The organism is Pseudomonas sp. F007 (assembly GCF_057814275.1).
In genome coordinates, this window is sequence record NZ_JBVATA010000004.1 from 39,917 (window position 1) to 61,716 (window position 21,800).

Annotated in this window: 20 protein-coding genes and 1 pseudogene; 4 read left to right on the forward strand and 17 right to left on the reverse strand. The window is 63.7% G+C overall.

The features are described 5' to 3' along the window. Positions 1 to 56: 56 nt before the first annotated feature. The 14 genes and pseudogenes from ACZYR5_RS10395 to ACZYR5_RS10460 form a co-directional block, all read right to left on the reverse strand. Positions 57 to 428 (reverse strand): ethanolamine utilization protein EutQ, encoded by a 372-nt coding sequence (locus ACZYR5_RS10395; protein WP_489089932.1) that lies wholly within the window; start codon positions 426 to 428, stop codon positions 57 to 59. Next, the gene (locus ACZYR5_RS10400) at positions 425 to 1,753 is read right to left on the reverse strand and encodes an NAD(P)/FAD-dependent oxidoreductase (RefSeq protein ID WP_489089931.1); all 1,329 of its coding nucleotides are present in this window, start codon (positions 1,751 to 1,753) and stop codon (positions 425 to 427) included. Before ACZYR5_RS10400 ends, ACZYR5_RS10395 begins: the two co-directional genes overlap by 4 nt. Before the next feature lie 10 nt (positions 1,754 to 1,763). Next, positions 1,764 to 3,023 (reverse strand): FAD-dependent oxidoreductase, encoded by a 1,260-nt coding sequence (locus ACZYR5_RS10405; protein ID WP_489089977.1) that lies wholly within the window; start codon positions 3,021 to 3,023, stop codon positions 1,764 to 1,766. Continuing rightward, positions 3,012 to 3,176 (reverse strand): annotated as a pseudogene (locus ACZYR5_RS10410) (rubredoxin); the annotation flags it as partial. The gene ACZYR5_RS10405 and the pseudogene ACZYR5_RS10410, both read right to left, overlap by 12 nt. 5 nt (positions 3,177 to 3,181) lie before the next feature. Continuing rightward, on the reverse strand, positions 3,182 to 4,627 hold the full coding sequence (locus tag ACZYR5_RS10415) for an aldehyde dehydrogenase family protein (RefSeq protein ID WP_489089930.1): 1,446 nt from the start codon (positions 4,625 to 4,627) through the stop codon (positions 3,182 to 3,184). Between the two features lie 11 nt (positions 4,628 to 4,638). After that, entirely contained in the window at positions 4,639 to 5,826 is a 1,188-nt protein-coding gene (locus tag ACZYR5_RS10420) for an aromatic ring-hydroxylating oxygenase subunit alpha (RefSeq protein ID WP_489089929.1), read from the reverse strand. A gap of 218 nt (positions 5,827 to 6,044) precedes the next feature. Next, positions 6,045 to 6,962 carry a LysR substrate-binding domain-containing protein gene (locus tag ACZYR5_RS10425; protein WP_489089928.1) on the reverse strand — a complete coding sequence of 306 codons (918 nt, stop codon included), beginning with the start codon at positions 6,960 to 6,962 and terminating at the stop codon, positions 6,045 to 6,047. A 183-nt stretch (positions 6,963 to 7,145) separates the two neighbouring features. Beyond that, positions 7,146 to 7,616, reverse strand: coding sequence for a ubiquinone anaerobic biosynthesis accessory factor UbiT (gene ubiT / locus ACZYR5_RS10430; RefSeq protein WP_489089927.1), 471 nt, complete (start codon positions 7,614 to 7,616; stop codon positions 7,146 to 7,148). After that, complete coding sequence (locus tag ACZYR5_RS10435) at positions 7,610 to 8,500, reverse strand: U32 family peptidase (protein ID WP_489089926.1); 891 nt, start codon at positions 8,498 to 8,500, stop codon at positions 7,610 to 7,612. Before ACZYR5_RS10435 ends, ubiT begins: the two co-directional genes overlap by 7 nt. A 10-nt stretch (positions 8,501 to 8,510) precedes the next feature. Next, the gene (gene ubiU, locus ACZYR5_RS10440; protein ID WP_027620436.1) at positions 8,511 to 9,506 is read right to left on the reverse strand and encodes a ubiquinone anaerobic biosynthesis protein UbiU; all 996 of its coding nucleotides are present in this window, start codon (positions 9,504 to 9,506) and stop codon (positions 8,511 to 8,513) included. 214 nt (positions 9,507 to 9,720) lie between these two features. Beyond that, positions 9,721 to 10,956: a molybdopterin molybdotransferase MoeA gene (locus ACZYR5_RS10445; RefSeq protein WP_489089976.1), complete on the reverse strand. Its 1,236-nt coding sequence runs from the start codon at positions 10,954 to 10,956 to the stop codon at positions 9,721 to 9,723. Continuing rightward, the gene (gene moaB, locus ACZYR5_RS10450; protein WP_027620438.1) at positions 10,953 to 11,507 is read right to left on the reverse strand and encodes a molybdenum cofactor biosynthesis protein B; all 555 of its coding nucleotides are present in this window, start codon (positions 11,505 to 11,507) and stop codon (positions 10,953 to 10,955) included. The genes ACZYR5_RS10445 and moaB overlap by 4 nt, the downstream gene beginning before the upstream one ends. 256 nt (positions 11,508 to 11,763) lie before the next feature. Beyond that, on the reverse strand, positions 11,764 to 12,882 hold the full coding sequence (locus ACZYR5_RS10455) for an extracellular solute-binding protein (protein ID WP_489089925.1): 1,119 nt from the start codon (positions 12,880 to 12,882) through the stop codon (positions 11,764 to 11,766). Between the two features lie 47 nt (positions 12,883 to 12,929). Then, a complete protein-coding gene (locus tag ACZYR5_RS10460; RefSeq protein ID WP_489089924.1) occupies positions 12,930 to 13,847 on the reverse strand; it encodes a LysR family transcriptional regulator in 918 nt (305 codons plus the stop codon). Positions 13,848 to 13,950: 103 nt separating this feature from the next. Here ACZYR5_RS10460 and ACZYR5_RS10465 point away from each other — a divergent pair, with 103 nt between their 5' ends. The 3 genes from ACZYR5_RS10465 to pcaK all read left to right on the forward strand — a co-directional run bounded on the left by ACZYR5_RS10465 (position 13,951) and on the right by pcaK (position 18,027). Next, positions 13,951 to 15,693, forward strand: coding sequence for an amidohydrolase (locus ACZYR5_RS10465; RefSeq protein WP_489089923.1), 1,743 nt, complete (start codon positions 13,951 to 13,953; stop codon positions 15,691 to 15,693). 104 nt (positions 15,694 to 15,797) lie between these two features. Then, positions 15,798 to 16,550 carry a TorF family putative porin gene (locus ACZYR5_RS10470; protein ID WP_489089922.1) on the forward strand — a complete coding sequence of 251 codons (753 nt, stop codon included), beginning with the start codon at positions 15,798 to 15,800 and terminating at the stop codon, positions 16,548 to 16,550. Positions 16,551 to 16,677: 127 nt separating this feature from the next. After that, complete coding sequence (gene pcaK, locus ACZYR5_RS10475) at positions 16,678 to 18,027, forward strand: 4-hydroxybenzoate transporter PcaK (protein WP_489089921.1); 1,350 nt, start codon at positions 16,678 to 16,680, stop codon at positions 18,025 to 18,027. 65 nt (positions 18,028 to 18,092) lie between these two features. On the opposite strand, the gene pdxH is transcribed toward pcaK, so the two are convergent. Together pdxH and norR are read right to left on the reverse strand one after the other, a co-directional pair. After that, entirely contained in the window at positions 18,093 to 18,740 is a 648-nt protein-coding gene (gene pdxH, locus ACZYR5_RS10480; protein WP_489089920.1) for a pyridoxamine 5'-phosphate oxidase, read from the reverse strand. Between the two features lie 90 nt (positions 18,741 to 18,830). Further along, positions 18,831 to 20,360, reverse strand: coding sequence for a nitric oxide reductase transcriptional regulator NorR (norR, locus tag ACZYR5_RS10485; RefSeq protein WP_489089919.1), 1,530 nt, complete (start codon positions 20,358 to 20,360; stop codon positions 18,831 to 18,833). A 153-nt stretch (positions 20,361 to 20,513) separates the two neighbouring features. Here norR and ytfE point away from each other — a divergent pair, with 153 nt between their 5' ends. After that, complete coding sequence (gene ytfE, locus ACZYR5_RS10490; RefSeq protein WP_489089918.1) at positions 20,514 to 21,188, forward strand: iron-sulfur cluster repair protein YtfE; 675 nt, start codon at positions 20,514 to 20,516, stop codon at positions 21,186 to 21,188. Positions 21,189 to 21,359: 171 nt separating this feature from the next. On the opposite strand, the gene ACZYR5_RS10495 is transcribed toward ytfE, so the two are convergent. Further along, a complete protein-coding gene (locus ACZYR5_RS10495; protein ID WP_489089917.1) occupies positions 21,360 to 21,797 on the reverse strand; it encodes a CopD family copper resistance protein in 438 nt (145 codons plus the stop codon). Positions 21,798 to 21,800: the final 3 nt, after the last annotated feature.

The window sequence follows — 21,800 nt, forward strand, 5'->3', positions numbered from 1 at the left end:
TGCGGATGCAAAACCCCTGGCGCGCAGCCATCGGCCAAGCGCCACGGGTCAATGGCTCAGCTCAAACCGTGCAGCTCTTTCCAGTTGCCCGGGTGTACAACGTAGCCGAACAAGGCGTGCCCGCCGTAAACCAGCTCGGTGCCCTCGGGAATCCACAGCAACTGGCCCGGAGTGACCTGGAACAGCTTCTCGCCCACCTGCAGTTCGAAACAGCCTTCGATGACGAAAATCACCTCGTCATACAGCACCGTCCAGGCCACCTGGGCACCCTCCCAGCGAGCAAAGCCGACGCCGATATTCGGCGAGACTTCATTGCTCAGGGCCCTGGCCACGAAGGCCCCACCGGGTGGACCGCCGCGCACGCTGAAGTCGAGGTCGCGGTGATCGACTTGCAGCACCCGCACCGAGGGTTTCACGCCGGCAGTCATAGTTCGCTCCGACTGTTCCAGGCCGCCAGGTGAATGCGCGAACGCACACCCAGGCCAAGGAAGGGTTCCGGCGGGTTGAGCGACGGCATGCCGGTCACCGCACGAATGTCGTTCAACTGCGCCGAATCGGCGCCCACCACCTGATCCGCAAGCATCGTCCCGGAGATCGTGCCCCATGCCGCGCCGACGCCGTTGTCGCAGGCCGAGGCATGCACGCCCGGTTCCAGTTCGCCGAAGAAGTTGGTGAAGTTGCGCGAGATCGCATAGACACCGCCCCAGGTGTGGCTGAACGGCACCTCGGCCAACTGTGGGAAGCGCGCCTTGAACGCCTTGCGATGGGACTCGCGAATCTTCAGGCGCATGCCATCGCTGGTGCTGCGCCCATACTTGGGCACGTGCCTGTAGGTGTTGCGGATGATCAGCCGGCGGTCCTGGGTCATGCGCACCGTGGTCCCGGCGTGGTCCGCCGGGGTCAGGCCCCAATCCAACTGGCCGCCATAGGTGGCCAGCTCGGCATCGGTCAGCGGACGGGTCCAGCTGGCGAAGGTCATCACCGGCAACAGGCGGTTGCGCAGGTAACCGAACTCCTGGGTGAAGATGCTGGTGCCCAGCAGCAGTTGCGGGGTGCGGATCAGCCCGTTGCTGCCCTGCAGGATCCAGCCGCCGCGACCGTCACGCTCCAGACGCTGGATCGGTGACTCCTCCAGCAGCTCGACGTTATCCGGCAGCGTGCGCGCCAGGCCAGAGACCAACGCCGCCGGCTGCATCAGGTAGCAACCCGGGGTGTAGATCGCACCGCTGTAATGTTGCGTGCCAAGGACCTTGGCCAGTTCGGCAGAATCAGCCCGGCGGAACGGCTCGCCAAGATCGCTCATCAAGCGCTCGAAGTGATCCAGGTAGGCCAACCCACGGGCACCGACGGCGCCCTGATACTTGCCGGCATGGGACCACTGGCACTCGATGCCCCGGCTCTGCACCAGCCCTTGCAACTGGGCAATGGCCGCGCGGTTGAGCGACAGCAGGCGTTGCTTGTGCGCCGGGTCCGGATGTTCCAGGGCAAATTTGTGCGGCAGGTCGATGACGAAACCCGAGTTGCGCCCGGAGGCGCCATGGGCGACGCGCTGGGCGTCCACCAGGATAATCCGCGCCTGCGGATGATGTTCGGCCAGGCGCCGGGCCGCCGCCAGACCGGCGAAGCCCGCACCGATCACCGCGTAATCCGCCCGTTGCTCACCCGCCAGGCGCTTGACCGCCGGCTGTTCAGGCAGCGCGGCGTACCAGCCGCAACTGTTATCGTCGTAAGGCAGCTTGATTGAAGTGTTCATGTGTACCGCCTCAGGCGACCGCCTGCTGAGAGTTCTGACAGGACTGCAGCAATGCGCTGCGCTGTGTTTGTGCCTGGCGACCCAACAGCACAAAGCCGTTGAGTCGGCCTTCGGCGTCGTAAAAACCGCCGCTCAAGCCGTCCGGGGTTGGCGTGCAACGCCACTCCCCGGTTCCCGTCGGAGCCAGCAGGCACAGGGGTGCGGCCGGAGTTTTCACGGTGACCGGCATCAGCGGGTAAGCGACGGCGGTCGGTTGTCCGAGCAGGGTCTTGCTGAGTGCCTGGATACCCTGGTTGATCGGCGCCAGGTACGGCAGCAACTGGCCGTCGATCTCGATGCAATCGCCCAGGGCATAAATGCCCGGTACCGAGGTTTGCAGTTGATCATTGACTTGAATCCCGCGACCTACTGCCAGGCCGGCACTGTGTGCCAGGCTCAGGTCCGGGCGCAGGCCGACCGCCGACAACACCAGGTCAGCCTCGAGGGTCTGGCCGCCGGCGAGTTTCAGCCGGTAGCCCGGCCCGCTCGACTCGATGGCCTCGACGGTGTTTTGCAGGTACCACTTGACCCCCAGATCACACAGCGCCGCTTGCAACAGCTGCCCCGCCTCGACGGGCAACAGCCGCTCCATGGGCCAGCGGCCGAGGCCGATCACGTCGACATCGAAACCGTTGTGCGCCAGGTCATTGGCAAACTCGCAGCCGATCAGGCCATCACCGAGGATCGCCACGCGCCGCATGCCGCTCAGGCGCTGGCGGAAGCCGTGGTAATCCTGCAGGTTGTTGACGCTGACCATCGCCCCGTCACCTTCGATCGGCAGACGGATCGGTTGCGCGCCGCTGGCGATCACCAGTTGCCCGTACGTCATGTCGCCGAAACGGGTGCGCAATACCCGCGCCAAGCTGTCAATGGATTGCACGGTGCAGTGCGGATAGACGCGGATGTTCAGGCGCTGCTCAATCGCCAGGGGCGACTCGCCGGACAGCGCTTCGGCACTTTTGCCCTGGGACAAGCCGATCGACAGCGCCGGCTTGGAATACAGATGACCGGATTCCTGGGTCAGCACCCGGATCTCGACCTCAGGGTCGGCCTTGCGCAACGCCTGGGCCAAGCCGTAACCGGCGTAACCACTGCCGATGATCACGATCGGCTGGCGTGGCGCAGTCGCGATAACCGGCGCGGTGACCGGCGCTACAACAGGGACCGCGACCACTGCCGGCGGCGTGCCGACAGCGGTCACCGCCTGGGTATGCTCACTGATATCGAGCATCTCGAAATCGGCCTTGCCGACGTGACACTCCGGGCAGATCCAGTCTTCGGGCACGTCTTCCCAGCGCGTGCCGGCGAGGATCCCATCCTCGGGCCAGCCCAGCGCCTCGTCGTAGATCAACCCGCAAACGATGCACAACCAAGTCTTGAACATGCGGCTCACTCCCCGGCGATCCGAATCGCCACGTTTTTCGTGCGCACGTAGCTGTACAGCGCTTCCTGGCCCTTCTCGCGACCAAAGCCCGACAAGCCGACCCCGCCGAACGGCGTTTCGATGCCGCCGGCGTACCACTCGTTGACGAACACCTGGCCGGATTTCAGGCGGCGGGTGCAGCGCATGGCGCGGCTGATGTCCTGGGTGAAGACCCCGGCCACCAGGCCGAAATCGGTGCCGTTGGCGATGGCAATCGCCTGCTCTTCAGTGTCGAAGGGCACGATTGCCAACACCGGCCCGAACACTTCCTCCTGGGCAATACACATGTCGGGCGTGACGTCGCGGAACACCGTCGGGCGCATGAAATGCCCGGCGCGGTCGGCAAAGGCTTCGCCCCCGGTGACGGCTACCGCGCCCTCCTCGATGGCCCGGCGGCACAAGGCTTCGATGCCCGCCAGCTGCCCGGCGCTGACCACCGGCGTCAGGTCGGCGTTGTCCTGGCCCAGCCCCACGCTGAGGCCTTCGGCCATGGCCACCACGGCCTCGACCACCTGCTCGTAGATTTCGCGCTGCACCAGCAGCCGCGACATCGCCGAACAGACCTGGCCGGCATTGAAGAAAATCCCCGACTGCACGCTGGCCAGCAGTTGCTGCAAATTGGCATCGGCGAAGGCAATCGCTGCCGACTTGCCACCCAGCTCCATCACGCTGGGAATTGCATGCTGCGCCGCATCGCGAAGAATCGTCTGGCCGGTGGGCACCGAGCCGGTGAAGACGATCTGGTCGACGCCGCGATGGCCGACCAGGTGCGAGCCGACCTCACGACCACGGCCGCAGATCAGATTCACCGCGCCGTCTGGCAGGCCGGCCTTGGCAATCGCGCGCATCAACACGCACATGCCCAGTGGCGACAGTTCCGGCGACTTGATCACCACCGCGTTACCGGCCGCCAGCGCTGGCGCCAGGGACCGGGCGCAGATCGACACCGGAAAGTTCCACGGCACGATCTGCGCCGAAACCCCCATCGGGTCATATAGGGTGAAGTCCATGTAGCCGTTGCCCAGCGGGATCGAGGTGCCCTCGATCTTGTCCGCCATGCCGGCGTAGTACTCGAAGTAGCGCGCCGCTTCGGTGAACTCGTCCTTGGCGTCGACCAGGCGCTTGCCGTTCTCCTGGCACAGCACCCAGGCGCCCTCATCCGCCACTGCGCGAATTTCTTCGGCAATGCGCAGCAGCCAGGTGACCCGCTGCGCTGGACGGGCGCGGGTCAACTCGCCGCTGTCGGCGCAGCGTCGGGCCGCCTGCACTGCACGCTCGGCATCGGCCACGCTGGCCTGGGCGATGCTCGCCAATGGCTCGCCGGTGCCGGGATTGTTGACCGTCAGGCGCTGGGTACTGTCGACCCATTGCCCATCGATATAGTTGAGCCAGTGGGAGGCTATCGGATACATGGCAACGCTCCTCAGGCCGACTCGGTGGTAGCCAGCAGTTGGCGCGCGGCCCACTGGTGGAAGAAGTGCGTCGGGATGTCCATTTCCGGGGAGAACGCGCCGCCCTTGTAGCCAGGGGAATAACGGCCTTTCTGCATGCCTTCGACCGAGCTGATGTCTTCGGCGAACACCACTTTCCAGGACTCCAGAATCGCTTCGCGGCAGGCGCTGAACGCTTCGCTGCTGGCGGCTTCGTCGCCGACGTAGAACAGGCGCAGGTGCTCGATGGTGCGGCCCGGCGACACTGGCTCAAGCTGCATGGCGAAGGCGTGGTCGGCCTGGATGCCGAGCAGCACGTTGGGGAAGAACGCCACGTATTCGGCGTTGCGCAGGCGGTCCAGCGGCCAGGCCGGGAACTTCGGCAAGTGCGTGCCGGCGACGTCGGACAGGTTGTAGGCGTAGCTGCCCTGACCCGAGAAGTGCTCGCCGACGATGATGTTGTAGTGGTCTTCCAGGCGCGAGTAGGAGTTCAGGCTCGGGTGGACCCACGGCAAATGGTAGGCCTCGCAATAATTCTCCACCGCCAGCTTCCAGTTGCAGTTGATGTCCAGCACCGTGGCGTCATGGCCTGGACGACGGCTCAGCAGGCTCATGCCGTCTTCGCCGAGGAACTGGCTCCAGCGTGCAGTCAGGGGTGCAAGCATCTCTTCCAGCGGCTGGGCTTTGCCGGACAGGTTGATGAACACCATGTCCATCCAGATCGCGCTGCGGATCGCCTTCAGGCCGTGTTTTTCACAGGCGAAGCGTTCGTCCTTGTGCTTGTCGATGCCGCCGACGTGCGGCGTGCCACGCAGGCCGCCATTCAGATCGTAGGTCCAGGAGTGGTAAGGGCAGCGAATCACCCCTTGCACCTCGCCGGCCTCCTCCACCAGCTTCATGCCGCGGTGGCTGCAGACGTTATGGAACACCTGCACCAGGTTTTCGCGGTTGCGCATCAGCAGCAGCGGCAGGCCCATGAAGTCGATGGGCTTGACCGAGCCGGCCTTGACCAGGTCGCTGGCGAAACCGACGCAGGCCCAGGTCTTGCCCAGCACCTGATCACGCTCGAGCTCGAAGTAACGTTGATCGGTGTAGAACTCGTTGCTCAGGCCGGTCGCTTCATGGATCGGGTTGAGCACGGTTTCGAGGTTCTGTACGGGAATCTGTTGGAGGGTGGTCATTATTGTTTTCCCCTGCTGGGCACGGTTCGGAAAGGTCGGCAGGGCGCGTTGGCCCGGTCCGTTGGCGGCAATTCTGGAAAAACCGGGGTGGGATCGACAAACGATATTTCGGGCAGGATTCATGACTTTTGATCATGAATATAGGCGCTGTGTGCCCCCCCCTGCGGGAGCGCGCGCTCCCACAGGGGGGTGTTTGTGCAGGGAGGGGGGGGGTTGACCTAAGGGGTATCGGAAGCAGCCGGCAGCTGGTTCAGCAACCAGCTGCGAAAGCGCTTGACGCTTTGCCGCATGCCGCCACGGGACAGCGGTTCCAGCAGGCAGAACTGCGCGTCAGTACGCAAAACGGCCTCGAGCGGACGGACCAGGGCACCGCTGTGCAGGTGATCGTCGACCAGTCTCGACCAGGCCAGCGCCACGCCCTGCCCGCCCATGGCCGACTGGATCACCATCGAGTAGCTGTTGATATTGATCCGGCGCTTGGGCTCGACATTCTTCAGGCCCTGGCTGTTGAACCATTCGGACCAGCCCAGCCAGTCCCGCTGCGGGTCGTCGAGCACCAGCCAGGTACAGGCCGCAAGGTCTTCAGGCTTGTTCAACGCCGGATGTTTTTGCAGGTATTGCGGGCTGCATACCGGGAACACCTCCTCGGAAAACAGCGGCGTGACCTGCATGTCCCTGGGTGGTGTACTGCAGTAATACAACGCCAGGTCGCAATCGAGGCGGGAGAAATCCTTGACGTGGTCATGAGCGATGATCCGCAGGTCGATCTCTTCATTCTCGCGCTGAAACTCGGAGACTTTCGGCAGCAACCACAACGAGGCCATTGCCGTGCTGGTGGCCACCGTGACCTGTTCGGCGCCCTGCCAATGGCGAATTTCCCCGGTGGCCTGGGCCACTTGCAGCAGTGAAGCGCGGACGATTTCGTAGTAGGCAGTGGCCGCCGGGGTCAGGTGAATGGTGCGCGTGGTGCGTTCGAACAACACCTTGCCCAGGTAGTCTTCCAGCAGCCTCACCTGGCGACTGATTGCGCCCTGAGTCACGTTCAGTTCGTGGGCGGCCAGGGTAAAACTCAAATGCCGCGCGGCGGCTTCGAAGGCGACCAGACTGTTGAGTGGCGGTAAGGGGTGGATTTTCATCAGGCAAGGTCACGTCGATATTTTGGTTTTATCCCGTGAGTCTAGCGGGTGGCGCAGGGGCTGGACAATGCGGGCCGCCACCTGTAGGAGCTGGCTTGCCAGCGAAGGCGGCAGATCTGATGGATCGCGTCGTTCCATTCGCTGGCAAGCCAGCGCCTACAGACCGCGACTGCACCGGGATGATCAAAGCGCCGCCAAGCCCTTCCCCGCCCGCTCCAGGTTGCGCCACAGCCATACCGGCAACACGTCTGGATCAAGGCTGTCGATCAGGTTTTTCAGGGTCAACCCCAGTTCGGTATCACCCTCAATCACCAGCCGACGGCGGAAGAACAGGGTGTCGGGGTCTTCCTGGCGGCTGGCGAGCAACAGGAACTCGCGCCAGTTGCCGCTGATGGTCACGTCGGCCGGAGCCTCGCGGGCGATCTGCAAGCCGTCGCGGCTGCGGGTGATGAACCAGGACAGGCCGAGGTCGTTGATGCGCAAGCACAGCCAGCGCCCGCGCAGCACCTCGAATTCGCCGTCGCGCAACGGCTCGGCCAGGCAGCGATTGAGGGTCTGTTGCAACGCCAGGCGCTGCACCACGAACGGCACGCGGCGCACCAGCGGCAGCACGCGGTCGGCGCCTTTGAGCAACCATTGTTTGCGCTTCAGCACAGGCCCACCTCCTCGACCCGCAACATGCCGGCCTGGCCGTGCCAGTAGCCGTTGCAGCCTTCGACGAACAGCGGCGGGGTCGCCCCCTCGCGCACCCGCTGCCAGGCTTCGACCACCTGCGCCATGCCCTCGGCACGTGGGCTGAGGCGCACCAGATCGGCGCCACAGGCCTGCAGCCCAGCGTAATCGGCCAGCAGATTGGTGACCTCGGCGGACATGGTCTGGATGCCATTGAGGGTGAACAACGCCTGCCCTTCCTGACTGGTCAGGGCCAGGCCGTCGGGGTAGTTGAGGCAACAGAACTGGCAGTCATCCTTGGGCCGGTTTTCCGCCCGCGCGGTAAAGCAGCGCGCCGAATAGGCCAACGGCAGATGCCCGTAGGCGAAGATTTCCACCTCCGGCAGCGCGTGCCCGAGTTCACCGACCTGCTCGATCACATCGCGGATCAGCGCCGCCGAACACTCCACCGGCGGCACCCAACGGACCATGCCGCTGTCCAGCAGTTGCGCCAGCGAGTGACCGTTGTACAAATTCAGCGCCGGCCCGCCAACGAACGGCAGCTTGCGCTCGGCGAGGAACTGCACCGCGCCCAGGTCGTTGGCTTCCACCAGTAACTGGCCGTTGTCACACAGGCGGCGCAGGCTCGACAGTTCGGACGCAGCTTCAATCAGGGTCAGGCTGGAAATCACCAACTGCGCCTGACTGCATTGCTGCAGCTCACGACCCAGGCCCAGCCATTGATCGAGGGAAAACGCCCGGCGTTTCGAGCACACGGTTTCTCCCAGGTAAATCACGTCCAGGGGCAACGCCGACATCTCGGCGTAGAAGTTGCTGAGCTGCTCTTTGTCCCAGTAGAACAGGACCGGTCCAAGGCTTAACTTCATGCTCTCTCCCTCACTGCCACGATCGATGATAAGCACCCAGGGTGGTCTGGTTGCCTTCGGACAAACCGGCCAGCACCTGGCGCCATTCGTCCTTGACCCGGAACCCGCCCGGCGCACTGCGATGGGCATCCAGCGCCGCGCGCCAGACCCGGGTGACCTGTTCGACATAGGCCGGGCTGCGTTGCCGGCCCTCGATTTTCACGGCTTCGACACCGATGGCGGTGAGCTCCGGGAGCAGGTCCAGGGTGTCGAGGCTGGTGGGTTCTTCGAGGGCGTGGAAGCGCTTGCCATTGACCAGGAAACGGCCCTTGCACAGGGTCGGATAACCGGCCGGCTCGTCGGCGCCGTAGCGGTCGATCAGCACTTCGCTGAGGCGCGCACTCAAGCCCTCGGCATCCTCGCTCCAGCGCACCGCCTTGGCCGGCGAGCAGACGCCACAGAGGTTCGGCGACTCACCGGTGATGTAGGAAGACAGGTGGCAGCGCCCTTCGGCCATGATGCACAGGCTGCCGAAACCGAAGACTTCGATCGGCACCGAACTGCTCGCCGCGACCTGGCGCACCTGGGCCAACGACAGCACGCGCGGCAGCACGGCGCGGCGGATGCCATAACGCTGGGCATAGAATTCCAGCGCCGCGGCCTGGGTCGCCGAGCCCTGGACCGACAGGTGCAGGGCCAGTTGCGGATGGCGCTGACTGGCGTAATTGAGCACCCCGGGATCGGCGGCGATCAGCGCGTCGACGCCAAAGTCGGCGGCGCGATCCACCGCCCGCTGCCAACGCTCCCAGCCCTTGGGCTGCGGGTAGGTGTTGACCGCAACATAGAGTTTGCGTTGGTGCTGGCGGATGTGGGCGACGGCGGCGTCGAACTGCTTGTCGTCCATGTTCAGGCCGGCGAAATGCCGGGCGTTGGTGTCATCGCGAAAGCCGACATATACGGCATCCGCGCCTTGGCGCACCGCCGCTTTCAGCGCAGGCAGATTCCCTGCGGGGCAGACCAGTTGCATGGGTGATCCTCATGTGAAACGAAGACGCAGATCACCTGTAGGAGCGAGCTCGCTCGCGATGGTCGTTAACGAAAACGCAGCGCTGCTTGGGTAAACGCGGTGCACTTGAGTTTTTCGCGAGCAGCGGAACGCCGCCCGAGCTGCTCCTACAGAGGAATTCAAAGGCCAGTTTATGCAGCCCGAAATTAACGGCCTTGACCGCAATCAATTGCCGTCACTGCATCAACCCGGCAAACGGCAGGAACATCACTTGATCGTGTTTGTGCACCAGTTGCTCGCGTTCAATCACCGCCAGCCCGTCAGCCCAGCACGCAGCAGTCAACATCGCCGAGCTTTGCTGCGGGTGCAGTTGCACCTGCAACGCGCCACCGGCCTCGGCGGTCAACCGGGCGCGCAAGTACTGGCGGCGCTTGTTCGGCTGCAGCCAGTCGAATCCGGCCGGCACGGCCACAGGCGTTGGCAACACGTCGGTCATGCCTTGCGCCCGCAGCAGGAACGGTCGCACCACCACCAGCGCGGTGATCAGCGCCGCCGACGGATTGCCCGGCATGCCGATCCACGGCTTGCCACCCACTTCGCCAAAGGCCAGGGGCTTGCCGGGCTGGATCGCCAGGCGCCAGAAATCGACGCTGCCCAGCTCCTTGATCGCCTGCTTGAGATGGTCTTCCTCGCCCACCGACACGCCACCGGAACTCAGCAGCAGGTCGCACTCCGAAGACGCCAGGCTCAGGGCGTGGCGGCTGGCTGCCAGCTCGTCGACCATCACTCCATAGTCGTGCACTTCCACGCCCCAACCCTTCAACAATGCGGCGAGGCAATAGCGATTGCTGTTGTAGATCTGCCCCGGCGCCAAGGCTTCGCCCGGCTCGCGCAGCTCATTGCCGCTGCTCAGCAGACACACCCGCAGCGGCCGATAGACCTCGACCCGAGCCACGCCGGCGCCGGCCAATAAACCGATTTCCTGAGCACGCAGCCGCTTGCCCGCGCTGAACAACAGATCACCGCGCCGCACCTCTTCGCCCTCCTTGCGCACGTGATCGCCCACGGTGACGGGAGGGAACCACACCCGCTGGCCCTCGACCTTGCAGCGCTCCTGCGCGACCACCGTATCGGCGCCCGGCGGCAACGGCGCACCGGTAAAAATCTGCACCGCCTGCCCTGCCGGCAACGGCGTTGTGCCCTGATCACCTGCGGCAATGCGCCCGGCCACCGGCAGGTATCCACCGTCTGCGGGCAGGTCGGCAGCCCTCAGGGCATAACCGTCCATGGCGCTGTTGTCCCAGGCCGGCAGGTTCAGCGGCGAGTGAATGTCCGCCGCCAGCACCCGGCCCATGGCCTGTTCCAAGGCAATCACCTGCGCCGTCGGCGGTGGCGGTACCTGGTCAAGCAGATGAGCGATGGCGTCATCCACCGGCATCAGGTGGCCATGGTCACACACCCGACCGCTCATGAACGCGACTCGCACGCTGCAATCTCTCGCTGCGCCTGCGGTTTCAAATGCGGAGCGAAATTGCACGGGCCGGTGCGACTGTCGAGCTGGCCGAGGAGGATCTTGTTCCAGGCGGTGCGACAGGCGCCGGGCGAACCGGGCACACAGCACACCAGCACGCCGTTACTCATCCCGGCCAGCGCCCGCGATTGCAGGCTGGACATGCCGATCTCTTCCAGCGACACCTGGCGAAACAGCTCACCGAAGCCTTCGACATGCTTGTCCAGCAACGGCAGCACCGCCTGCGGCGTGTTGTCCCGCGCGGTAAAACCGGTGCCGCCGGTCATCAGCACCACCTGCACCTGGGGGTCGGCGATCCAGCGCGAAACGATGGCGCGGATCTGGTAGATGTCGTCCTTGACCAGCCCGCGGTCGATCAGCTGGTGCCCGGCGGTTTGCAGCAAATCCGCCAAGGTCTGCCCCGAGGTGTCGGTGTCGAAGGTGCGGGTATCGCTGATGGTCAGCACGGCAATGTTCAAGGGTTCGAAGGTGCGTTGCGCCAGATGGGACATGTTCAAGCCTTCCCGTAGATGAGGATGGCGCAAGCCTGAACCGGAATGAGGGTGGGGACTATTCCTCTGTGGAGGTATCTCGGTTGGGTGGGGTGGTAGTGGTAAACCAGCGCTGATCAGGCCGTTGCATTCGGCCCATTAACCGGTTTACTCGGCGCGGGCGAATCCACACCACCCCGACCAGCAGCCAGCGAAAGATCATCCCGACGCCGCGCCTCATGCCCTGCCCTCCGTTGACAGTCATCGCCCAGGGCAGTCATTTGCCATTACGCAGCCCCATCCACAATCGAGTGATGAGCCGTTCGATATCAGGCGGCATGGGCTGCTGCAAGAACAAACCTCGCCGCTCGTGTGCAGAGATGAGCAGGCCCTTCTGCGAAATCACTCGCGGATCGACATACTGGGAAAAGTCGGCATTGAGATTCGGATAGCCAATCTCTGTCGATACGTTGGCAATCACCCTGGGCTCCAGGATGTAGTTGATGAACTCTTCTGCTTCCGGCCTGTTCCTTGCTCCCTGCGCGATGGCCATGTTGTCCGCCCACATCAGCGCGCCCTCACGGGGTGATGCCAACTCGATCTGCACGCCGTTATGCGCAGCGTCCGCGGTCGCCCTGGCTAACATGAGCCCTCCCGAATACCCGACAGCCACACAGATATCAGCGGAAGCGAGGTCGGTCACATAGCGCGAGGAGTGGAAGTATTTGATGCTCGGGCGCAGTCGCATCAATAACTGTTGCGCCTTCAGGTAGTCATCCGCCGTGGTGCTGGCGGGGTTCAACCCCAGGTAGTTGAGTGCCAGCGCATAAACCTCGGCCCCCGAGTCCGGAAAGGCCACGCCACAGGCGCTCAGTCGCGAAAGGTTTTCCTGTTTGAAGACCCAATCCCAGGACTCGGTCGCGGCAAAATCAGGGCCCAATATCTTCTGCACCGCGTTGACGTTGTAGCCGATCGTGGTAGTGCCCCACAGATAGGGGGCGGCATATTGATTGCCGGGGTCCAGCCGGGCCAGCTCCGCGAGGAACGACTGATCCAGGTGTGACCAGTTCGGCAGCCTGCTCTTGTCGAGTGGTTCCAGGGCTCCCGCCTGAATCAGCCTGGGAAGCTGATTGTGGGAAGGGAAAACCACATCGTAGCCCGAGTTCCCCGCCAGCAACTTGGCCTCGAGTATCTCGCCGGTATCGTAGACGTCATAGGTGACCCTGATACCGGTACGAAGCTGAAAATCCTCCAGTACGGACTTCGGCAGGTAATCCACCCAGTTGTAGACACGCAACTCTCTGCCACTGTTCGCGGCAAGACAGTCGCCGTCAAACGACGCCCACAGCACCAGCGAGCACAGCAGCGTGCTGGCGCAGCGAACAGTCACGGACATGGCTTTCATCGTGCGTGTGTCATAACGACTTCCTGCCGCTCCCCGGGTCAGACACTATTGAGTTTCGCCAAGTGGTTCTCCAGATATTCGACAAAGGCGAGTACCTTGCGGTTGGCGCGATGATGGCTGGGATAGACCGCCAGAATGTCATCACCGAACGCCTCCGGTTCGATCGTGTAGTCCTCCATCAGGCGCACCAGCCGTCCATCGCGCAAATACCTTTCCACACTCCATTGCGGCGTGTGCAGGATGCCTCGTCCGGCCAACGCATTCTGCAGCAGCAGGTCATAGCTGTCGCTTTCCAGGCGAGACCTCGGTGGATAGGCCAATCGGAAACGCTCCGTCTGCGACCGGGCCCACCAGAATTTCACATCCAGCGCCGAATGCACGTACTTGAGCCAGTCGTGCTGATCGATGGTGTGCGGTGACAGGGGCAGCGGATTGCGCTCGACATAGTGCGCACTGGCGCAGAGAAAAATACGGTTCTTGCCGATGACCCGCCCGATCAACCCCGGCAGGTCGCTGCGCCCCTGACGTAAACCCAGGTCATAGCCGGCGGCGATCAGATCGACGAAGTCATCGGACAGTTCGACTCGCAACTGGATATCCGGGAATTGCTCCAGAAAACCGGCGCACACTTCACTCAGGAAAGCCCGTTCGAACGCCAGCGGAGCGGTCAGCCGTAACGTGCCAGACAGCCCCTGGTGCAGTTGGCTGATCTGCTCCCCTGCCTCATGCAGACTGCGCAAGACCTGCCGCGCCGTCTCCAGATAAAGCCGACCCGACTCGGTGAGCGCGATGCGCCGGGTGCTGCGCTCGAACAACAAGGTGCCCAGTTGCTTCTCCAGCATGCTGACAGACTTGGTCAGGGCCGAAGGCGTTTTGCCGAGCATTTCTGCCGCCCGGCTGAAACTGCCCTGGTCAGCCGTGGCAACAAACATCGATATCGCACCGAGGGTGTCCATATTTTTTCCAAACCAGCAAAACGCTTTTTAGCAAAGTGGCCATTCTGGAAACAGCATGACACATATAGTCTCGCCATCGCCAACAACTACAAGAGGGCAGCACATGATTCGGTTCGTTCCGACGCTAATGGCACTGGCAGTCACTTTTTCCTCATCGGCATCTATGGCGGCGGCAGATCTGATACTGGTCAACGGCAAAATCTTCACCGCCGACCCTGCCCAACCCCAGGTTCAGGCCATCGCCATCGATGAGGGCAAGATCGTTGCCGTGGGCAGTGATTCCGAGGTGCGCGGCCTCGCCGATAGCACCACTCAAGTGATCGATCTGGCAGGCAAGCGCGTCACGCCCGGCCTGATCGACTCCCACTCGCACTCGGTGTTCGGCGGCCTGGAGCTTGCGGCCGCCAACATGGAAGGGCAATCGGTCAGCGTCGACGAACTGGAAAAGCGGCTGCGCAATTGGCGCACCGATGGCCGCGCGAAACTCGGCGATTTTCTCCAGGTGGTGGGCATGAACTCCAGCGACTGGTCCAACGCCGAAGCCTTTGGCAAGCGCTTCAACCACGGCGAGTGGGCGAATACGCCGATCGTTTTCGTGGGCGGCGACCACCACACCGCCTGGGCCAACGACGCCATGCTCAAACGCGCCGGGATCGACAAGGCACTGGTCGCCAGCCTGAGCACCGCGGAGCGCTCGACCATTGGCACGCTGAAGAATGGCCAGCCTAGCGGCTTTCTCGTCGATGCCGGCTGGGACCGTGTCGCCGCAGTGCTGCCGCCGGTCGATGCCGCCGGCCTGCAGCGCGCAGCCGAAGCCGCGGTGCGCTTCAACAACAGCTTCGGCATCACCGCCTGGATGGACCCGGCCGCCAATGGCGCGCCCGGCGAAGCGATGTTCGCCATCAAACCCACGGAGAAAACCGTTGGCGTGTTACCGGCCTACAAGGCGCTGGCAGAAAAGGGTGAGCTGACTGCGCACGTGGCCGCGCTGCTGGTGGTCAACCCGAAAAGTCGCCCGGCCGACCTGGAGGTCATCGACAAGGTACGCCAGCAATTTACCGGCGTTCCCAATCTGACGTTGCCCGGAATCAAGGTATTTGCCGACGGCGTGCTGGAATTCCCGGCGCAGAGCGCGGCCTTGCTCGAGCACTACAGCAACAGCCACAAGAGCGGCGAACTGCTGTTGGACCCGCAGCACTTCGGCGAGCTGGTGACGGCCGCCGACAAGCGCGGCTGGCTTGTGCACGTGCATGCCATCGGTGACCGCGCCGTACGGGAGTCGCTCAATGGCATCGAGCAGGCGCGCAAGGCTGGCGACAGTGGTATCACCCACTCGATCACTCACCTGCAGTTGGTCAATCCGACGGAGTTCGCCCGCTTCAAGCCGCTCAACGTGATCGCGTCCATGCAATTGCTATGGGCCGCCGGCGACGAATACACCCAGGACATGGTCAAGCCCTACGTCGACTCGGCCGCCTATCGGTACCAGTACCCCGCGCGCTCGCTGCTGAAAAACGGTGCGACCATTGCCGGTGCCAGCGACTGGCCGGTGTCCAGCCCCAACCCATGGCTGGCCATCGCTCAGGCCGCGACCCGCGAAGGTCCAAAGGGCGTGCTGAACGCCGACGAAAGCCTGGATCGCGAAACCATGCTGTACGCCTACACGATCAACGCGGCCAAGACCATTGGCCTGGAACAGCAGATCGGCTCCCTGAGCAGAGGCAAGCAGGCTGACTTCGTCATCCTTGATCGCGACGTGCTGGCCGTCAGCGACAAGGACGTGAGCGAAACCCAGGTCCTGGCCACCTACTTCGGCGGAAAGCCGGTCTACACCCCCGGCAAATAATCCCCCCTGCGATACGCCACGCCGTGCCCCCACCGGGGCGCGCTGCGGCCCCCCTGTGCCCAGCGTATTGCCAACAACAACTACAACAACAAGACCAATCGACCATGAATAACAAGCACCTTGCAGCGAGCATCGCCCTGATGGCCGGTCTGACGACCATCGCCCCACCGAGCCAGGCCCTGGCGCTGAACGACGACTTCATGCTGAAACTCGACGTGACCGCCGCCAGCGACTATCGCACCCGCGGCATCTCGCAGACCCAGAACGACCCGGCGCTCCAGGCCGGTGCCGTGCTGGCCCATTCGAGCGGCCTGTATGCCGGCGCCTGGACCTCCAACGTCGACTTCGGCTTCGACATCGCCACCCGTCAGGAAGTGGATTACTTCGCTGGCTGGTACTGGCAGGCGACTGACGCGGTATCCCTGGACCTCGGGTACATCAAGTACTCCTACCCCAAAACCAACAGTTTCAATCAATCCGAAACCTACGCGGTGCTGAGCGCCTACGGTTTCAAGGCAGCCGCCTACTACTCCAGTGACGCGCCGACCGTGTTTGGGGAAGACCAGGACACCCTCTACAGCTGGGTCGGCTACGAAACCCGGCTGACACTGGACGTTGGCCTGGAGCTGCGGTACGGGCGGATGGACTTCAAGGATCCGATGTACTGGTCGGCGAGCGGTGGCTCGCGGGATGCCTACCACGAGTGGGAAGCCAAATTCAGCCGCGACTTCGTCGGTCTGACCTGGGGCCTGAGCTACATCGACACCGATTTGTCGAAAGCTGAGTGCAGCAGCTTCTACGGCTTCGACGATGTGTGCACCGCCACCGTAGTCGCGAGCGTGCGCAAGCAATTCTGAGCCCTTCAGGGAGCAGGGCCTGGTCGTGCCGGGTCCGCTTTGCCCTGCTCTTTTTCGCGGCAACCGGATCCAGGCGACGCGTTTGCACCCAGGCCCGGCAATACAACAGGAATCACAGGAATACCCCATGAACAACCCTTCCCTGCCCGCAGGCACTTCCAGTCTGGATGTGCAGTCCTTCATCAACAGCCAACCCTTATCGCGCTATCAATGGCGGATTGTCCTGCTGTGCTTTCTCATTGTCTTTCTCGATGGCATGGACACCGCCGCCATGGGCTTCATCGCGCCGGCGCTAAGCCAGGACTGGGGCATCGATCGGTCCAGCCTCGGACCGGTGATGAGCTCCGCGCTGATCGGCATGGTGTTCGGCGCCCTCGGCTCCGGACCACTCGCCGACCGTTTTGGGCGCAAGCTGGTGCTGGTGACGGCGGTTCTGCTGTTCGGCTTTTTCAGTCTGCTCTCGGCCTTCAGCAGCTCGGTCGAACAACTCTGGGTCCTGCGCTTGCTCACCGGCGTCGGTCTGGGAGCGGCCATGCCCAATGCAACCACACTGCTCTGCGAGTACACCCCCGAACGCCTCAAGTCTCTGTTGGTCACCAGCATGTTCTGCGGTTTCAATCTGGGCATGGCCAGCGGTGGATTGCTCTCGGCCAAATTGATTCCAGCCTATGGCTGGCAAAGCCTGCTGCTGATCGGTGGCGTGTTGCCCTTGCTGCTGGCTGGGGTCCTGCTGTTTCGCCTGCCTGAATCTGCGCGCTTTCTGGTGGTACGCAACCGCGGAGTCGACAAGGTGCGCAAGGTCCTGGCACCGATCTGCCCGGCGCAGGTCGCTAAAGCACTGGACTTCAGCCTGCCGGAGCAACAGACAGTGCAGAACCGCAACGTGCTGCACCTGTTGCTGACCGGACGGTTCGGCGCGGGCACCCTGCTGCTCTGGCTGACGTATTTCATGGGGCTGGTCATTGTCTACCTGCTGACCAGTTGGTTACCGACCCTGATGCGCGACGGCGGCGCCAGCCTGGAACAGGCGGCCTTCATCGGTGCGCTGTTCCAGTTCGGTGGCGTGCTCAGCGCGGTGGCCGTGGGTTGGGCCATGGATCGCTGGAATCCGCACAAGGTGATTGGCGCCTTCTACCTGCTGGCCGGAGTCTTGGCGTACTGCGTCGGCCAGAGCCTGGGCCAGGTCACGCTGCTTGCCACCCTGGTGCTGTTGGCGGGCATGTGTATCAACGGTGCGCAATCGGCGATGCCGTCCCTGGCCGCGCGCTTCTACCCAACCCAAATGCGTGCCACCGGGGTCTCGTGGATGCTCGGCATCGGCCGCCTCGGCGCCATTCTGGGTGCCTGGGCCGGTGCCTCCCTGCTTGGGCTGGGCTGGAGCTTCGAGCAGGTGCTCACGACCCTGGCAGTACCGGCAGCCCTGGCCGCGAGCGCCGTGCTGATCAAGGGTCTGGTCAGCCATGCAGATGCTACCTGACTCCCACCCAGCCGTGCGGCCAGCCTGGTGAAAGGGGCCGCGCCAGGCGGACCGACGGCTACCCCTCAAGGCGCCAACCGACTCCGACACCAGCCCCCATTAAGCAGGCGATAGTCGAGCCGGTCATGCAAGCGATCCGCCCGCCCCTGCCAGAACTCCAGACGCTCCGGCTGCAAACACCAGCCACCCCAATGCTCAGGGCGCGGGATCGGTTGGTCGAGGAACCGTTGAGCCGTCTGTTCCAGCATCGACTCCAGCGAAGCACGGCTGGCGAGCATGCGGCTTTGCGGTGAGGCCCAGGCGCCGAGGCGGCTGGCCAGGGGGCGGGAGTCGAAGTAGGCGTCGGACAATGCCGGATCGAGTGGCACCACCTGGCCTTCGATGCGCACCTGGCGCTCCAAGGCGGGCCAGAAGAAGGTCATCGCGGCGTGGGGGTTGGCGGCCAGTTGCTGGCCCTTGTCGCTGTGGTAGTTGCCGAAGAAGATCGGGCCGGCATCGCTCAAGCCTTTGAGCAGCAGCACCCGGCAATGGGGGCGGCCGGCGCTGTCGACGGTGGCGAGCATCATGCTGTTGGCCTCCACCGGCGGCTGCTCGGTGTCGCGGGCCTGCTGCAGCCATTGGCCGAACATCGCCAGCGGGTCGTCCAGGGACTGTTCGTCGTGCAGGCCTTGCAGGGTGTAGTTGCGGCGCATCTCGGCGAGGGAAAGCGGCATGTCGGGGGTCTCCGAAAGGGTTTGGCCCAGTGTGCGAGGCACCGGGCCCAATCACCTTGACCGCCATCAATCCCTGTCTGGGTTGCAGGCTTATTTCATGCCCAGGCGCCTGGCCAATTTGTGCAGGTTGCTGGGATCGATCTGCAGCAGTCGCGCGGCGCTGGCCCAGTTGTCGGCGGACTGGCCCAGGGCTTGGCGAATTTTCTCGCGCTGACACTCGTCCACCGCATCACCCAGGGCCTGGAACGGCGCGTCGGCGGGCAATACTTGTGCGCGCTCGAGCGGCGCAGGCTGATGGCCCGCCGTGCTGTCGAGATCGAGCACCTGGGGTTCCAGGGTCAGGATCGCCGCACGACTGCTGCCGCGACTGAGTTGCTTGAGCGCGGCGCGGCTGATGACATGTTCCAGCTCGCGGATGTTGCCCGGCCAGGAATACCCCAGCAGCGCCCGTTCGGCTGCCGGCGACAGGCGCAAGCCGCGCAGGCCGAGGCGTGCGCGGTTGAGTTCGAGGAAGTGCCCGGCCAGCAGCAACACGTCGTTGCCGCGCTCGCGCAGGGGCGGAATCGGCACCGGGTACACCGATAGCCGGTGGTACAGGTCGGCGCGAAACAGGCCGTCGCGGATGCTGTCGGGCAGGTGGCGGTTGGTCGCGGCAATGATTCGCACATCAACGTGCAGCGGCTTGTCGGCACCCAGGCGCTGGATCTCGCCGTTCTGCAAGGTGCGCAGCAATTTGGCCTGCACACTCAGGGGCAATTCGCCGACTTCATCGAGAAACAGCGTGCCGCCATTGGCCGCATCGAAGCGTCCGGCGCGGTCGCTGCTGGCGCCGGAGAAGGCACCTTTGACGTGGCCGAACAGCTCGCTCTCGGCCAGCGATTCGGGGAGCGCCGCGCAGTTGACCTGGATCAGCGGCTTGTGACTGCGCCGCGACAAGCGATGCAGGCGCCGGGCGAACAGTTCCTTGCCGACCCCGGTTTCGCCCAGCAGCAGCACCGGCAGATCGGCGTCGGCCAGCACGTCCAGCTCGTTCAGCAAGTTGTGCAGGACCTCACTCTGGCCGAGGATCTCGCCCTCCTCCACCGGCACCCGTTGATCCTGAGGATCGCTGCGCGACATGCGCAGGCTGCGGTTTTCCTGTTCCAGCCGGGTGACCCGCACGGCGGCTTCGATCTGCAGGGTGCAGCGCTTGAGTTCCTCGCGGGCCTGGCTGTCGAAGGTGCCGGCGTGCAGCGCGTCGAGGGTGATCGCGCCCCAGATCCGGCCTTCCACATACAGGCTGACGCCCATGCAGTCGTGGACCGGCAGGGATTCGCCGACGTGATTTTCGAGCAGGCCGTCGTAAGGATCCGGCAGTCGGCTGTCAGGTTCGAACCAGGTCGGTTCGCGGGAGGCCATGATTGCCGCCAGGCGTGGATGCTGGGCGATCACGAAGCGCCGGCCGAGGGCCTCGTGGACCAGGCCGACGGTCGCCACCGGCCGCAGGCTGTCCTCATCGAGGCGCAGCAGGCCCACGGCGCCACTGTTGAAGTATTCGCGCAGGGTCTGCACCAGACGTTGCAACCGTACGGCATTGGGCAACTCGACAATCAGGTCGGCGGCCAGGCTTTCACGCAGCATGGTAGTTATCACCCTCTATGGTGGGATTCACCCTAATGCCTCAGGGTGCAGTTAACCACCGTTAAAAATTATTCCATTGATATCAATCAGTTAAATTTGGCATTCGCTATGCAATGGGCCTGGGGAACCGTTACAAACCGAGAGGAACCCCTGATGAGCCATCACCTGCTGGAACAAAGCCTCGGCCAACTGGCCTGCGACATTCCCGGCGCCACGCGGATCTTTCACACCTTCAACCTCGACTTCTGCTGCGGCGGCCACAAGAGTTTGCGTGACGCGGCCCTGAGCAAAAAACTCGACCCGCAATTGATCGCCGATGCCCTGCAGATTCTGCAAGACAGCGGCGAGACTCAGGACGACTGGCGCCAGGCACCGATGACGCAATTGATCGCCCATTTGCTCTCGCGCTACCACGCCCGCCACCGCGAGCAACTGCCGGAACTGATCCGCCTGGCGCGGCGCGTCGAGCAGGTTCACGGCGCACGCAGTACCTGCCCCAATGGCCTGGCCGAGTTGCTCTGCGAGATGCAACAGGAACTCGAAGGACACATGTGCAAGGAAGAACAGGTGCTGTTCCCGATGCTCCAACACGGCCTCGGCCCGCGCGCGGCACCGCCGATCCAGGTGCTGCGTTTCGAGCATGATCAACATGGTGAAGGCCTGGAAAAACTGCTGGCCCTGACCCACAACATCACCCCGCCGGCCGATGCCTGTAACACCTGGCGCGCGTTGTATCGCGGGCTGACAGAGTTTCGCGATGACCTGATGCAGCATATTCATCTGGAAAATAATGTGTTGTTCGTCAATGCGCTTGAGGCGCGGCATTGATCGGCTCTATCGATGAAACTGTGGGGCGTGCTGGGCCCCACTAATCCCTGTGGGAGCTAGCCTGCTGGCGATGAAGTTGATGCGGTGTTGCTGATGGCCCCATCGCCAGCAGGCTCCCACCAAGGGCACATTGACCGCCAACCTTGTGATCAACCACAAAAGCGAGCCAGCTCACCCCTGCCAATAAAACATCGCCTTGGCGAGCACCACGATCAACACCATGTGCCCGAGGATGCTGCGGCGGATCCAGGTAGCCCGAGCGGCGCTCAGGCGCCCGTGGGTCAGCCAGTAGGCGAGCAGCAGGTAGTGGCCGATGATGCTCAACGCCAACACTATTTTCAGGCCCAGCAAGGTGCCGAAACTGCTCGCCAGTGGCTGGCTCAGGGCGCCGCGGTACTGCCAGGCCAGGCCAATGCCGGCGCCATACAACAGCAGCACCACGCCATGCAGGACCTTGCGCGAACGCACGGCGATGGCCTGTTCGGCGCCTGCTTGCGAGGTGTCCGACAATTGCCGGCGGGCGTGGTGCCAGATCACTACTTCGAAGAACAGCGTGCCGATAAACGCAATCGCCGCCAGCAGATGAGTGACCAACAGATAGGGATACATCAA